Genomic DNA, 12,886 nt, shown 5'->3' on the forward strand with positions numbered 1-12,886 from the left:
TGCCTCTCCATGAACTACCGTCCGGCCGGGGCTACTTGGTGGTGGTGCAGTGACCGCGCGCCTCGTCGAAGCCCTGCCCGGCCGCCTGGCAGTACTCCTTGACGTTGGCGTAGTGCTCCTTGCTCGTCTCGGCGAACCGGGTGTGCTGCGGGTCCATCGCGATGAAGTACAGCCACTTGCCGTCCGCCGGGTGGAGCACCGCGTTCAGCGCGTCGTCGCCGGGGTTGGAGATCGGCGTCGGTGGCAGGCCCGGGTTGATGTAGGTGTTGTACTTGTTGGACGCGTCGTCCATGTCGCTCTTGTTGAGGTCCTTGCGGCCCAGCGAGTACTGGAGCGTGGTGTCCATGCCGAGCCGGTGGTTGATCTCGCCGCCGGCGGCCAGCCGGTTCTGGATGGTCTTGGCCATCTTGGCGAAGTCGTCGACATTGTTGCCCTCGCGCTGGAGGATGCTCGCCTCGATGATCACCTCGTACCCGGTCTTGAGGCCCACCGAGGCGGCCTGGGAGTCCAGGTTGGCGTACTTGTCGGTGGCGGTCTTCACCATCTGCTTCAGCAGGTCTTCGGGCTTCATGCCGTCGGCGATGTTGTAGCGGGTCGGCCAGAGGAAGCCCTCGATGTTGCCGTTCGCATACGCCGGCAGGCCGAGGTCGTTGAGCTGGGCCTTGGCGACGCCCGCCGTGGTGCCCTTCTGGAGCTTCAGCTTGTCGTCGATTTTGGCGTAGATCTCGGAGGAGTTCTTGCCCTCCGGGATCACGATCGCCGCGCCTCCCGCCTGCGCGAGCAGCTCCTTGAGCGCGGCGGCGGCCGGCATCTCCTTCTTCAGGCCGTAGAAGCCCGGCTGGACAGTGCCGCACTTGGGCTCGGCCTTGCAGGCGTCGGTGAAGGCGTCGACGCTCTTGACCACGCCGGCGTTCTTCAGCGCCAGACCGATCTGCCCACCGACCGCGTCCTTCTTGACCTCGACCTGGACGGAGCCGGTACCCGCGCCGGTGAAGTCCGGCGGCGGCCCGAAGTGGCTCTGGTAGAAGCCGTAGCCCCACCAACCGGCGCCGCCGACGGCACCGAGCAGCACCACCGCGACCAGCAGGCAGGCGCCACCGTTGCGGCGGCCCGACTTCCTGCCCTTCTCCTTGCGCTTCTTCGTCGCTTCGCGGGACTCGTCCTGGTCGCCGAGGAAGGCGCCCTGGCGCTGCTCGGCCTCCTCGTCCAGGTACGCGCCGTCCTCGTGGTGGCCGTCCTCGTGGCCGTCCCACTCGTCGGTGCCGCCCTCACCCGCGCCGCCGACCGGGGCGCCGGACTCCAGCGCTGCGGCCTCGGCCTCCCAATCGATGCCGTCCGGTCCGGGGCCCGAGGCGGGTGCGGGCGCCGGTGCCGGTGCCGCCTGCGGCCGGACCTGCTGCTGCGGCGGCATGGCCTGCTGCTGCATGCCCACCAGCTGCTGCATACCGGGCTGCTGCATACCGGCCTGCTGACCGCCCGGGAACCCCTGCTGCTGGTAGCCCTGCTGCTGCATCGGCTGCTGCATCGGCATCTGCTGCTGCGGATATCCCTGCTGCACCGGCTGCTGGGGCATCTGCTGCTGGAACGCCTGCTGCGGCATCTGCTGCTGCGGGTGGCCCTGCTGCATCTGCTGCTGGTAGCCCTGCTGGCTGCCCAGGAACTGCTGCTGCTGGTAGCCCTGCTGCTGCATCTGCTGCTGGAACATCTGCTGCTGGGGGTACCCCTGCTGCGTGTCGCCGTACGGCTGCTGGCCGTGCTGGCCCTGCTGCGGGTACTGCTGCTGCCACTGGCCGTCCTGCTGGCCGGGGACCGGCTGCCGGCCGTCGTACCCGGGATCACCGGGGTGCCACGGCTCGCCCTGGGGGGCGTAGCCCCCACCCAGATCGGTCATTGATCCCCTTAACCGACGGTGACGGCCGGCGGATCGGACCGGCCGTCCGGGACGGCATCGTCCCGGCTGAATCTCGAACCGGCGTGCTAGCGCAGCGCCAGGAGAGAGACGTTACCGTACCGCAGCCTTACCCCCGGCCGAGCGAACGCGTCCTCGGTGGGGGACCTCACCGAGGGCACACAAGATCACTACGGAGTCGCCGCACCCTGGCCGCCGGAAGCCCCCGGTGCCGACCCGGACGCGGCCGAGGAGGCGGAAGCCGAGACCGAGGCCGGAACCGAGGCGCTCGGCTTCGCCGCCCGGTAGGCGTTGAACTCCGCCACGTTGCGCTGGTGCACGTCGAAGTTGTCGGTGAACCGGGTGTCCCCGGGCTTCACGGTGACGAAGTACAGCCAGTCCCCCGGCGTCGGGTCCAGCGCCGCCATGATCGCCTGCCGCCCCGGGTTGGAGATCGGTGTCGGCGGCAGCCCCGGGTGCAGGTAGGTGTTGTACGGGGAGTCGAGCCTGGTCTCGGTGACCGTGGTGTTCAGGGTCGACCGGCCGAGCGCGTAGTTGATCGTCGAGTCCAGCTGCAGCGGCATGTGCTTGGCCAGCCGGTTGTAGATCACCCGGGCCACCTTGCCCATGTCCTCGGTGTTGTCGGCCTCGCCCTGGACCATGCTGGCCACGGTGACCAGCCCGTACACGGTCTGTCCGAGGTTCTGCGCCACGACGTTGGCATCGTCCCTGCTGAACTCCTTCCCGGCCCGCTCGACCATCTGCTTCAGCAGGTCGATCGCGGTGGTCCCGTCGGTGACGCTGTACGTCGCCGGGAACAGGTAGCCCTCGGGGCTGCCGTTGGTGAAGTCGGGCAGACCCAGCTCGGCACCCTGCTCCTGGGCGGTGCGCTGGGTGGTGCCCTCGGGCAGGCCGAGCTTCTTGTCGATGGCCGCGTAGACCTGGTAGCCGCGCCAGCCCTCGGGGATGGTCAGGCCGTTGGCGTTGGCCGGGTCGATCAGGATCGCCAGCGCCGCGGCGGCCGACATCCGCTGCTTCAATGTGTACGTCCCGGGCTGGATCCGCCCGGCCGCCGCCGCGCTGCCCTTCGCGGCCCGGGTGAAGGCGAGCGAGCTGGCGACGACCCCGTTGCGGACGAGCGCGGAGGCGATCTGGGACAGGCCCGCGCCCTCCGGCACCGAGACCTGGACGCTGCCGGTGCCCTGCCCCGCGAAGTCGGCGGCGGCGGGCGGCTTGCGCTGCGACTGGAACCAGGTGTACCCCGTCAGCCCGACCCCGCCGAACACCGCGATCAGCGCGAGCGCGGTGAGCCCGCAGGCCAGTCCGTTGCGCCGTCGGTGCGGATCCGGTGCATCGAAGCGCGGACGGGGCGCGGACGGCGGACGGCCCTCCGGCTCCAGTACCGGCGCACCCAGGTGTCCGGGCGTCAGCCCCGGGTGGAAGTCCTGGTCGGTCATGGCGTGCGCCCCCTCGGCGGTCCCAGGTCGAACCGGGTCGATCTGGATCGATCTCAAATCGATCCAAAACGGAATCGGAAACGAACGAAAAGGGGTCCGTGCGGACGCGTCCGCACGGACCCCTCAACCGGGACGTTAGATCAGGCTCCTCAGCCGACCGCCTCGACGCTCTCACCGGGCGGGCGTCCGCTCACCCGTTCGGACTCAAGGGCGGTCTGCAGGATCACCACCGCGGCGGCCTGGTCGACCACCGAGCGGCCCTTCTTCGCCTTGACCCCCGAGGCGCGCAGCCCGTGGGTCGCGGTGACGGTCGACATCCGCTCGTCCACCAGCCGGACCGGCACCGGGTAGAGCCGGTTGGCCAGCCGCGCCGCGTACGCACGGACCTTCTCCGCCGCCGGGCCCTCCTTGCCGCTCAGCGAGCGGGGCAGCCCGACGATCACCTCCATCGCGTCGTACTCCTCGACGATGGCGGCGATCCTGGCCTGCGACTTCACACCAGCCGGGACGGTCTCCACGGGCGTGGCGAGCACCCCGTCGGGGTCGCAGGACGCGACCCCGATCCGGGCGTCACCGACGTCGACGGCGATCCGCCGCCCACGCCGGAACGGGCGCTCCTCCTGGACGGGCTCCATCAGCTGGCGCGCTCCGCGACCAGGCCGCGCACCGCGGCGATGGCCTCGCCGACCGCGGCCGGGTTGGAGCCACCGCCCTGGGCGACGTCGTCCTTGCCGCCACCGCCGCCACCGAGGGTCTTGGCAGCGGTCCGGACCAGCTCGCCGGCCTTGATGCCACGGCCGCGGGCGTCCTCGTTGGTGGCGATCACGGTCAGCGGACGGTCGTTGGCCACCGTGAAGGCGGCGACCACGGCCGGGCGCGAGCCGAGCCGGCCGCGCACGTCCAGGACCAGCTTGCGCAGCTCGTCCGCGCCCACGCCGTCGGCGACCTGGGCGGCGACCACGGCGATGCCGTGCACGTCCTCGGCCGAGTCGGCCAGGCCCGCCGCGGCGGCCAGCACCTTCTCGGCGCGGAAGCGCTCGATCTCCTTCTCGGCGTCCTTGAGCTTGGCGAGCATGCCCGAGATCTTCTCCGGCAGCTCCTCCGGGCGGCCCTTGACCAGCTCGGTGAGCTGCGAGACCACGGTGTGCTCACGCGCCAGGAACTTGTACGCGTCGACGCCGACCAGCGCCTCCACGCGGCGCACGCCCGAGCCGATCGAGGACTCGCCGAGCAGCTTCACCAGGCCCAGCTGGGCGGTGTTGCCGACGTGGGTGCCACCGCACAGCTCCTTGGAGAAGTCGCCGATGGTGACGACCCGGACCTCGTCGCCGTACTTCTCGCCGAACATCGCGATGGCGCCGGCCTTGCGGGCCTGGTCCATCGTCATGACCTCGGCGGTGACGTCCAGCTCGCGGCCCAGCACGTCGTTGATCTTCTGCTCTACGTCGACCAGCACGCTGCCCGGGACGGCGGCGGGCGAGCCGAAGTCGAAGCGGAAGCGGCCGGGGGCGTTCTCGGAGCCGGCCTGGGCGGCCGTCGGGCCGAGCGCGTCACGCAGCGCCTGGTGGGTCAGGTGGGTGGCCGAGTGGGCACGGGCGATCGCCCGGCGGCGCTCGGTGTCGATCGTGGCGTACGCCGCGGCGCCCAGCACGACCTCGCCGAACAGCACACCACCGGTGTGCACGATGACGCCCGGGACGGGCTGCTGCACGTCGCGGATCTCCACCACCGCGCCGGACTCCAGCCGGATCCGGCCGTGGTCGGCGAGCTGGCCGCCGCCCTCGGCGTAGAACGGGGTGCGGTCGAGGATGATCTCGACCTCGTCGCCCTCGGAGGCGGCCGGCGAGGGGACGCCGTCCACCAGCAGGCCGACCACGGTGGCCTCGCCCTCGGTGAGGTTGTAGCCGGTGAAGACGCTCGCGCCGGACTTGTCGGCGACCTCGCGGTACGCGGCGACGTCGGCGTGGCCCATCTTCTTGGCCTTGGCGTCCGCCTTGGCCCGGTCCCGCTGCTCCTGCATCAGGCGGCGGAAGCCGGCCTCGTCCACCTGGAGGCCCTGCTCCTCGGCCATCTCCAGGGTGAGGTCGATCGGGAAGCCGTAGGTGTCGTGCAGCTTGAACGCCTGCTCGCCGGAGAGCACCACGCCGCCGGACTGCTTGGTCTCGGTGACCGCGGCGTCCAGCAGGTTGGTGCCGGCCTTCAGCGTCTGCAGGAAGGCCGCCTCCTCGCCGATGACGACCGTCTCGATGCGCTTGCGGTCGGTCTCCAGCTCGGGGTACTGCGGCGCCATCGCCTTGATGGCGACGTCGATGAGCTCCTTGGCCACCGGCTCGGTGGCGCCCAGCAGGCGCATGTTGCGGATCGCACGGCGCAGGATGCGGCGCAGCACGTAGCCGCGGCCCTCGTTGCCGGGGGTGACGCCGTCGCCGACCAGCATCAGCGCGGTGCGGATGTGGTCGGTGACCACGCGCAGCGAGACGTCCGACTTGTGGTCGGCGCCGTAGCTGTGGCCGGTGAGCTCGGCGGCGCGGTCGAGGATCATCCGGCTGGTGTCGATCTCGAAGAGGTTGTCGACGCCCTGCAGAATGGCGGCGAGGCGCTCCAGGCCGAGGCCGGTGTCGATGTTCTTGCTCGGCAGGTCGCCGAGGATCTCGAAGCCGTCCTTGCCGTCGCCATGGCCGCGCTCGTACTGCATGAAGACCAGGTTCCAGATCTCCAGGTAGCGCTCGCCGTTGACGGCCGGGCCGCCCTCCTCGCCGTACGCGGGGCCGCGGTCGTAGTTGATCTCCGAGCACGGGCCGCACGGGCCGGGGACGCCCATCGACCAGAAGTTGTCCTTCATGCCGAGGCGCTGGATCCGCTCGGCCGGGACGCCGATGACGTCACGCCAGATCTGCTCGGCTTCGTCGTCGTCCTTGTAGACGGTGATCCAGAGCTTCTCCTTCTCCAGGCCGTAGCCGCCGTCCGCGACGGGAGTGGTGAGCAGCTCCCACGCGAACTTGATGGCCCCTTCCTTGAAGTAGTCACCGAAGGAGAAGTTGCCGCACATCTGGAAGAAGGAGCCGTGCCGGGTGGTCTTCCCGACCTCCTCGATGTCCAGGGTGCGCACGCACTTCTGGACGCTGGTGGCGCGCGAGAACTGCGGCTTGACCTCGCCCAGGAAGTAGGGCTTGAACGGCACCATGCCGGCGTTGACGAGCAGCAGGGTGGGGTCGTCGGCGACCAGGGACGCCGACGGAACGACGGTGTGGCCGCGCTCCTCGAAGAAGCGCAGCCAGCGGCGGCGGATCTCAGCCGACTCCATTAGTGGTCCTTCCGGTTCGGGGTGCCGCCCCGCTGCGGCAGGGCGCGGCGGGGCGTTTCTTCAGTGGTCCGAGGTGTGGTGCGGGCACTGCGGGCTGGGGGCAGGGCGGCGGCCGGGCTGCCGGGCGCCGCCGAGATAGCTCGGTACTGCGGCTCGCCGCGCAGCGCCCGGCGGGCGCTGCGGGGCTCCACCACGGCGGTGCCGTGCAGTCCGAGGTCGTCCTTCAGCTGCTCCTCGCGCTCGGCCATGCCGGCCTTCACGTCCTGGGCGAACTGCCTGGCGAGGTCGCCCAGGTGCAGCGCACCGCGCGCGGCGGTGCCGGAGAGGCTGTCCGGGGTGAGCCGGTGCACGGCCTCGTTGGCCTTCTTCATGACCCAGACGGTGGCGCCGGCGCCGACCGCCATCCAGAAGATGCGTGCCATGCCGTCAGCCCCTCACCGCGCGCCGGACCCGGGAGAGCAGGCCGGACCTGGGCGCGGTCGCGGCGCGCACCTCGGCCCGGATCAGCCTGGCCAGCTCCTCGCGCTCGCCGCTCTGCGGCGGCACGGACGGCAGGCTGCCCTGCTGCTTGGCGACGGCCTTGCGGACGCCGTAGCTGAAGGCCGCGACCTTCACCAGCGGTCCGCCCAGGGTGGCGGCCACGGTGGAGGAGAGCGCGTTGGCGTTGGCGGCGGCGTCCTGCACGTTGGCGGTGATCTCGTCCACCCGCTCCAGCTGCTCGTTGGCGCTGCGCACCGCGGCGCCCGCCTCGGTCAGCAGCGGCACGGCCTGCTCGGTGACCGCGGAGACCAGGACGGTGGCCTCCTTCAGCACCCGCGAGAGGCGGACCAGCACCACGGCGAGCAGGGTGACCAGGACCGCCCAGAACACGGCGACGAGCAATCCGGCCAGCTCTCCCACGGACACCTTTGCGCGCTCCCTCGCCTTGCCGTTCTCCAAACGGAACCCTATCGCGCCCACGCCCGGTTTCCGGACCGGGTCATCGGCCCGGGCGATCCGACCGGGTGTGCGATCCGCGCGCGTAACCTACCGGCCGGTCACCTCGTTCTGCCAGGCAGGCCGTCGCGCGGACGGCCCGAGCACGCCCGGACCGCGACGGTCCGGCCTGGAACACGGGGAGCAGCGCTTGGCCGGCGACTGGACAGCACAGCTCAGGGAGCCCGCGGCGGAACCGCGCGAGCCGGAGCACGGTCGGCTTCCGGCCGAGGTGAACGGCTTCGTCGGGCGGCAGCGGGAACTGGCCGAACTGGCGGACCTGCTGGCCGCCGCCCGGCTGGTGACGGTGACCGGCCCGGGCGGGGTGGGCAAGAGCCGGCTGGCGCTGCGCGCGGCGGCCCGCGCGGACGGCGTCTTCCCGGATGGCAGCTGGCTGGTGGACGTGGCCCCGGTGCAGGACCCGCTGCTGCTCGGCCACGCCCTCCTGGAGGCCCTGCGGCTGACCGACGGCACCGCCCGTCCGCCGCTGGACGTCCTGACCGAGCGGCTGGCCGGCCGACGCCTGCTGCTGGTGCTGGACGGCTGCGAGCACCTCGTGGAGGCCTGCGCCGAGCTGGCCGACGCGCTGCTGCGGGCACTGCCCGGCCTGCGGTTGCTGGCCACCAGCCGCACCGCCCTGCGGGCCTCGGGCGAGCACCTGCTGACCCTCGCACCGCTGCCGGTCGACCCGGCGCCGGACGCGCTGCCCGCCGACGCGCTGCCGGACGCGGTGCGGCTGTTCGCCGAGCGGGCCCGGGCGGTGCTGCCGTCCTTCGAGGTGAACGCGGCCAACGCGGAGGCGGTCGGTCTGCTCTGCCGCCGGCTGGACGGCATCCCGCTGGCCGTGGAGCTGGCCGCTGGACGGCTGCGCGCGCTGTCGGTCGAGCAGATCACCCTCCGGCTGGACGACCGCTTCCGGCTGCTCACCGGCGGCTCCCGCACGGCCCTGCTGCGGCACCAGACGCTGCGGACGACGATCGGCTGGAGTCACGAGCTCTGCACGGTGCAGGAACGTTTACTCTGGGCCCGTCTGTCGGTCTTCGCCGGCAGTTTCGACCTCGAGGCCGCCGAGTACGTCTGCGCCGGCGACGGCATCGAGCCCGAGGACGTCCTTGACCTGCTCGACGAGCTGGTCGCCAAGTCCGTGGTCCTGCGCGAGGACAGCGCCTTCGGCGTCCGCTTCCGCCTGCTGGACACCCTGCGCGAGTACGGCGGCCACTGGCTGTGCGCCGCCGGCGAGCAGCCGCGGCTGCTGCGCCGCCACCGGGACTGGTACCTGGGCATCGCCACCTGGGGCGAGGTGGAGTGGTTCGGCCCCCGGCAGGCGGAGACCGCCGAGCGCACCGAGCTGGCCCACACCAACCTCCGGGCGGCACTGGAGTTCTGCCTCGCCGAGCCCGGCGAGGAGCAGATCGCCCTGCTGCTGGCCGGCACGCTCTGGTTCTACTGGGTCGGCTGCGGCCACCTCGGCGAGGGCCGGCACTGGCTGGACCGCGCGCTCGCCCTGGACCGCGAACCGACCGAGGCCCGGGCCAAGGCGCTCTGGGTGACCGGCTACACGGCCACCCTCCAGGGGGACCTGGAAGCCGCCCGGCCGGCCCTCGAGGAGTGCCGCCGCCAGGCCCTGGACACCGGCGACGACCGGGCCCTCGCCTACGCCGTCCACCACCAGGGCTGCGCCGCCCTGATCGGCGACGACCCGGACCGCGCCGCCGAGCTCTTCGAGGAGGCGCTCTGGCACTACCGGACCATCGGCGAGCTCAACAGCAACGTGGTGATGGCCATGCTGGAGCTGGGCCTGGCCTACCTGTTCCAGGGCGACCTGGACAGCGGCGAGCTCTGGTTCGGCCAGGCCCGCGAGCTGTGCGAGGAGCACGGCGAGCAGTGGGCGTACGCGTACGTGCTGTACGCGACGGCCTACTCGCACTGGCTGGACGGCGCCGTCCAGGCGGCCCGGGCGCTGGCCCGGGAGTGCGTCCGGCTGAACCACCTCTTCCACGACCTGCTGGGCATCGTGCTGGGAATCGACCTGCTGGCGCTGCTGGAGACCGAGCCGAGCGGCCCGGGCGAGCCGGGCGACCTGCGCGAGGCCCGGGTGCTGCAGGGCGCCGCGCACCGGATCTGGCGCACGGTCGGCACGCCGTTCCTGGGCTCGCGGAACTTCTTCGGCACCCACCGGGAGTGCGCCGAGCGCGCCCGCGCCGGGCTGAGCGAGCAGGAGTACGAGGAGTGCTACGAGGCCGGCACCCTGCTGGACCTGGACGCGGCCGTCTCCCGGGCACTCGGCGGCGGGGGCTCGGCGGACGGTCCGGAGCCGGGCCCGGGGCCCTGCTCGGTGCCGCCCGCCCCGGCGCCCTCGCCGGTCCGGAAGAGCTGAGGCCCGGTCCGGAGCGGTCGGGTCCGGTCCGGAGGCCGCCGGGACCCGGTCCGGAATAGCTGAAGCTTGCCCATTGCTTGAGGAGGCAAGGATCCACCCGGAAGGAGCACCATGGCCGTCCACAACGCCGCCGACGAGTACCGCATGGCGAAGTTCTACTTCGACTCCAAGGCGTACACCGATGCCGCCCGCCTGCTCGAGGGCGTGCTCGCCGAGGAGCCGGCCAACCTCTCCGTCCGGCTGCTGCTCGCCCGCAGCTACTTCCACTCCGCCCAACTGCGGCGCGCCGAGGCCGAGTTGCACCGGATCCTGGAGGCCGATCCGGCCGAGGACTACGCCCGGCTGATGCTCGGCCGCACCCTGGAGCGCCAGGGCCGCGCGGCGGAGGCCCGCCCGCACCTGCGGCTGGCCGCCGCGATGACCGGCGAGAACCCGTGAGCACCGGCCGCTGACCGGAAAGGGCCACTGATCCCGCAAAGGGGCGAGCCCCCGCCGCCTCGAAAGGCGACGGGGGCTCGCTTTGTGGTCCTGCGAAGAGCGGAACCGCTCGCGGGTCAGCGCGAGTAGTACTCGACGACGAGCTGCTCGTCACAGATCACCGGGACCTCCTTGCGCTGCGGCGCACGGTCCAGGCGGAAGGCCAGGGCCTTCAGGTTGACCTCGAGGTACTTCGGGGTCTGGCCCTCACCCGCGTAGCCACCCTCACGGGCGACCTGGAAGGGGACCTTCTCCTTGCTGCGCTCGCGGACGGTCACCACGTAGCCCGGCTTCATCTGGAACGACGGCTTGTTGACCTTGCCACCGTTGACCTCGATGTGGCCGTGGACGACCATCTGGCGGGCCTGGTAGATGGTGCGGGCGATGCCCGAACGCAGGACCAGGGAGTCCAGACGGGTCTCCAGCTCGGCGACGAGCGCCTCACCGGTCTTGCCCTCGGCCTTCTTCGCGCGGTCGAACGCACGCGACAGCTGCTTCTCGCTCAGGTCGTACTGGGCGCGAAGACGCTGCTTCTCGAGCAGACGGACCTTGTAGTCCGAGTTCTGCTTGCGGCCACGGCCGTGCTGGCCGGGCGGGTACGGGCGGGCCTCGAAGTACTTGACGGACTTCGGGGTCAGCGGCACGCCGAGCGCACGCGCGATCTTGACCTTGGGACGCTTCTGGTTCGCCATGAACCAAACCTTCCTTGCTTACGAATACGGCTTTCACCAGGTGTTGACGGAGGTCGCATGTCGCGACCCGGAGAAAACCCCGCCGCCTGCGCGGTGGGATCAGCCGCTCTCCGGAGCCGGGCACAAAGTGCAAGCACGCGTGTGGCCCACCGAACCGAGGCTGGTGGGCTGCACGCGACACCGAAACGGTGCGCGACGCTCCTGGTGCGGGCCCCCCGGAAGGGGCCTACGGCCGGTGTCCCGCTGGTGCGGCCGGTCGGTGGGGTCTCCCCCGCCGCCGTCCCGGGACATGGCACTCCGACTGATTGTACCGGGTGGCGAGCCGCGCCTTTCACTCCCCCCTGAGCCGCCCCCTGGTCCACTCCACGACGTCCGCGTACCGGGCCTCGCCGCCCCGCCGGGTCGGCTGGTAGTACTCCTTGCCGTGCACCGCGTCCGGCGCGTACTGCTGGGTGGCGATGCCCTCCGGCAGGTCGTGCGGGTACTGGTAGCCCTTGCCGTGGCCGAGCTTGCCGGCGCCGCCGTAGTGGGCGTCCCGCAGGTGCGCCGGAACCGCGCCCGCCAGACCCTGCCGGACGTCCGCCAGCGCCGCGTCGATCGCCAGGTAGGCCGCGTTGGACTTGGGCGCCAGGGCCAGGGCGATCGCCGCCTGGGAGAGGATGATCCGCGCCTCGGGGAAGCCGATCAGCGCCACCGCCTGCGCGGCCGCCACCGCCGTCTGCAGCGCCGTCGGGTCTGCCAGGCCGACGTCCTCGCTGGCCGAGATCATCAGCCGGCGGGCGATGAACCGCGGGTCCTCCCCCGCCTCGATCATCCGGGCCAGGTAGTGCAGGGTGGCGTCCACGTCGCTGCCGCGGATCGACTTGATCAGCGCGCTCGCCACGTCGTAGTGCTGGTCGCCGTCCTTGTCGTAGCGCACCGCCGCCTGGTTGACCGCCGTCTCCGTGGTGGCCAGCGTGATGCTCGACTCGCCCTTCTCCAGCGCCGCCCCGGCCGCCGCCTCCAGCGTGGTGAGCGCCCGCCGGGCGTCGCCGCCGGCCAGCCGCACCAGGTGGTCCTCGGCCTCCTCGCTCAGCTCCAGCGCGCCCTCCAGGCCACGCTCGTCGGCGACCGCGCGGCGCAGCAGCGCGCGGATGTCCTCGTCGGTCAGCGACTCCAGGGTGAGCAGCAGCGAGCGGGACAGCAGCGGGGAGATCACCGAGAAGTACGGGTTCTCGGTGGTCGCCGCGATCAGGGTGACCCAGCGGTTCTCCACGGCCGGCAGCAGCGAGTCCTGCTGGGCCTTGGAGAAGCGGTGGATCTCGTCCAGGAAGAGCACCGTCTCGCGGCCGGACATCCCGACCGCCCGCCGGGCGCCGTCGATCACCGCCCGGACCTCCTTGACCCCGGCGGTGATCGCGGACAGCTCGACGAAGCGCCCCTCCACGGCCTGACTGATCACGTGCGCCAGGGTGGTCTTCCCGGTGCCGGGCGGACCCCAGAGGATCACCGAGCTGGTGGCCGCCGGCCCGCGCGAGCCCGCGACCAGCCGCCGCAGCGGCGAGCCGGGCTTCAGCAGCTGCCGCTGCCCGGCCACCTCGTCCAGGGTGCGCGGGCGCATCCGTACGGCGAGGGGCGCCCGCCCCGGCTCCTTGGCCTGGCGTTCCTCGGCGGCGGCGGTGAAGAGGTCCGGTTCGTCCACACCGGAAGCCTATGCGAGGGCTCGGACAGCCCGTC

At 71.9% G+C, this 12,886-nt stretch carries 10 protein-coding genes; 2 read left to right on the forward strand and 8 right to left on the reverse strand.

The annotated features are described in order from the left end of the window. Positions 1-31 precede the first annotated feature (31 nt). The 6 genes from mltG (ACZ3TI_RS17935) to ACZ3TI_RS17960 all read right to left on the reverse strand — a co-directional run bounded on the left by mltG (ACZ3TI_RS17935) (position 32) and on the right by ACZ3TI_RS17960 (position 7,555). The gene (gene mltG / locus ACZ3TI_RS17935; RefSeq protein ID WP_465727171.1) at positions 32-1,891 is read right to left on the reverse strand and encodes an endolytic transglycosylase MltG; all 1,860 of its coding nucleotides are present in this window, start codon (positions 1,889-1,891) and stop codon (positions 32-34) included. Positions 1,892-2,079: 188 nt separating this feature from the next. Next, a complete protein-coding gene (gene mltG, locus ACZ3TI_RS17940; RefSeq protein ID WP_465727172.1) occupies positions 2,080-3,345 on the reverse strand; it encodes an endolytic transglycosylase MltG in 1,266 nt (421 codons plus the stop codon). Between the two features lie 149 nt (positions 3,346-3,494). Continuing rightward, positions 3,495-3,980, reverse strand: coding sequence for a Holliday junction resolvase RuvX (gene ruvX / locus ACZ3TI_RS17945; protein WP_465727173.1), 486 nt, complete (start codon positions 3,978-3,980; stop codon positions 3,495-3,497). Further along, positions 3,980-6,649, reverse strand: a complete 2,670-nt coding sequence (gene alaS, locus ACZ3TI_RS17950) for an alanine--tRNA ligase (protein WP_465727174.1) — start codon at positions 6,647-6,649, stop codon at positions 3,980-3,982. The genes ruvX and alaS overlap by 1 nt, the downstream gene beginning before the upstream one ends. Then, positions 6,649-7,071 (reverse strand): DUF6167 family protein, encoded by a 423-nt coding sequence (locus tag ACZ3TI_RS17955; protein WP_465727175.1) that lies wholly within the window; start codon positions 7,069-7,071, stop codon positions 6,649-6,651. Before ACZ3TI_RS17955 ends, alaS begins: the two co-directional genes overlap by 1 nt. Before the next feature lie 4 nt (positions 7,072-7,075). Continuing rightward, positions 7,076-7,555, reverse strand: a complete 480-nt coding sequence (locus ACZ3TI_RS17960) for a DUF948 domain-containing protein (RefSeq protein WP_465727176.1) — start codon at positions 7,553-7,555, stop codon at positions 7,076-7,078. A 220-nt stretch (positions 7,556-7,775) separates the two neighbouring features. Between ACZ3TI_RS17960 and ACZ3TI_RS17965 the strand changes: the two genes are divergently transcribed. Together ACZ3TI_RS17965 and ACZ3TI_RS17970 are read left to right on the forward strand one after the other, a co-directional pair. Further along, positions 7,776-10,001, forward strand: coding sequence for an ATP-binding protein (locus ACZ3TI_RS17965; RefSeq protein WP_465727177.1), 2,226 nt, complete (start codon positions 7,776-7,778; stop codon positions 9,999-10,001). A gap of 111 nt (positions 10,002-10,112) precedes the next feature. Beyond that, positions 10,113-10,439, forward strand: coding sequence for a tetratricopeptide repeat protein (locus ACZ3TI_RS17970; RefSeq protein ID WP_465727178.1), 327 nt, complete (start codon positions 10,113-10,115; stop codon positions 10,437-10,439). A gap of 116 nt (positions 10,440-10,555) precedes the next feature. On the opposite strand, the gene rpsD is transcribed toward ACZ3TI_RS17970, so the two are convergent. Next, positions 10,556-11,170, reverse strand: a complete 615-nt coding sequence (gene rpsD / locus ACZ3TI_RS17975) for a 30S ribosomal protein S4 (protein WP_270148363.1) — start codon at positions 11,168-11,170, stop codon at positions 10,556-10,558. A 331-nt stretch (positions 11,171-11,501) separates the two neighbouring features. Beyond that, positions 11,502-12,851: a replication-associated recombination protein A gene (locus tag ACZ3TI_RS17980; protein WP_465727179.1), complete on the reverse strand. Its 1,350-nt coding sequence runs from the start codon at positions 12,849-12,851 to the stop codon at positions 11,502-11,504. Between the last annotated feature and the right edge of the window lie 35 nt (positions 12,852-12,886).

It is taken from the genome of Kitasatospora sp. NPDC023120 (genome assembly GCF_055560835.1).

What these genes read in the sequence shown, in the direction of transcription:
- mltG (WP_465727171.1), bottom strand. Translation starts at nt 1,891, where the DNA reads ATGACCGATCTGGGTGGGGGCTACGCCCCCCAGGGCGAGCCGTGGCAC.
- mltG (WP_465727172.1), bottom strand. Translation starts at nt 3,345, where the DNA reads ATGACCGACCAGGACTTCCACCCGGGGCTGACGCCCGGACACCTGGGT.
- ruvX (WP_465727173.1), bottom strand. Translation starts at nt 3,980, where the DNA reads ATGGAGCCCGTCCAGGAGGAGCGCCCGTTCCGGCGTGGGCGGCGGATC.
- alaS (WP_465727174.1), bottom strand. Translation starts at nt 6,649, where the DNA reads ATGGAGTCGGCTGAGATCCGCCGCCGCTGGCTGCGCTTCTTCGAGGAG.
- ACZ3TI_RS17955 (WP_465727175.1), bottom strand. Translation starts at nt 7,071, where the DNA reads ATGGCACGCATCTTCTGGATGGCGGTCGGCGCCGGCGCCACCGTCTGG.
- ACZ3TI_RS17970 (WP_465727178.1), top strand. Translation starts at nt 10,113, where the DNA reads ATGGCCGTCCACAACGCCGCCGACGAGTACCGCATGGCGAAGTTCTAC.
- rpsD (WP_270148363.1), bottom strand. Translation starts at nt 11,170, where the DNA reads ATGGCGAACCAGAAGCGTCCCAAGGTCAAGATCGCGCGTGCGCTCGGC.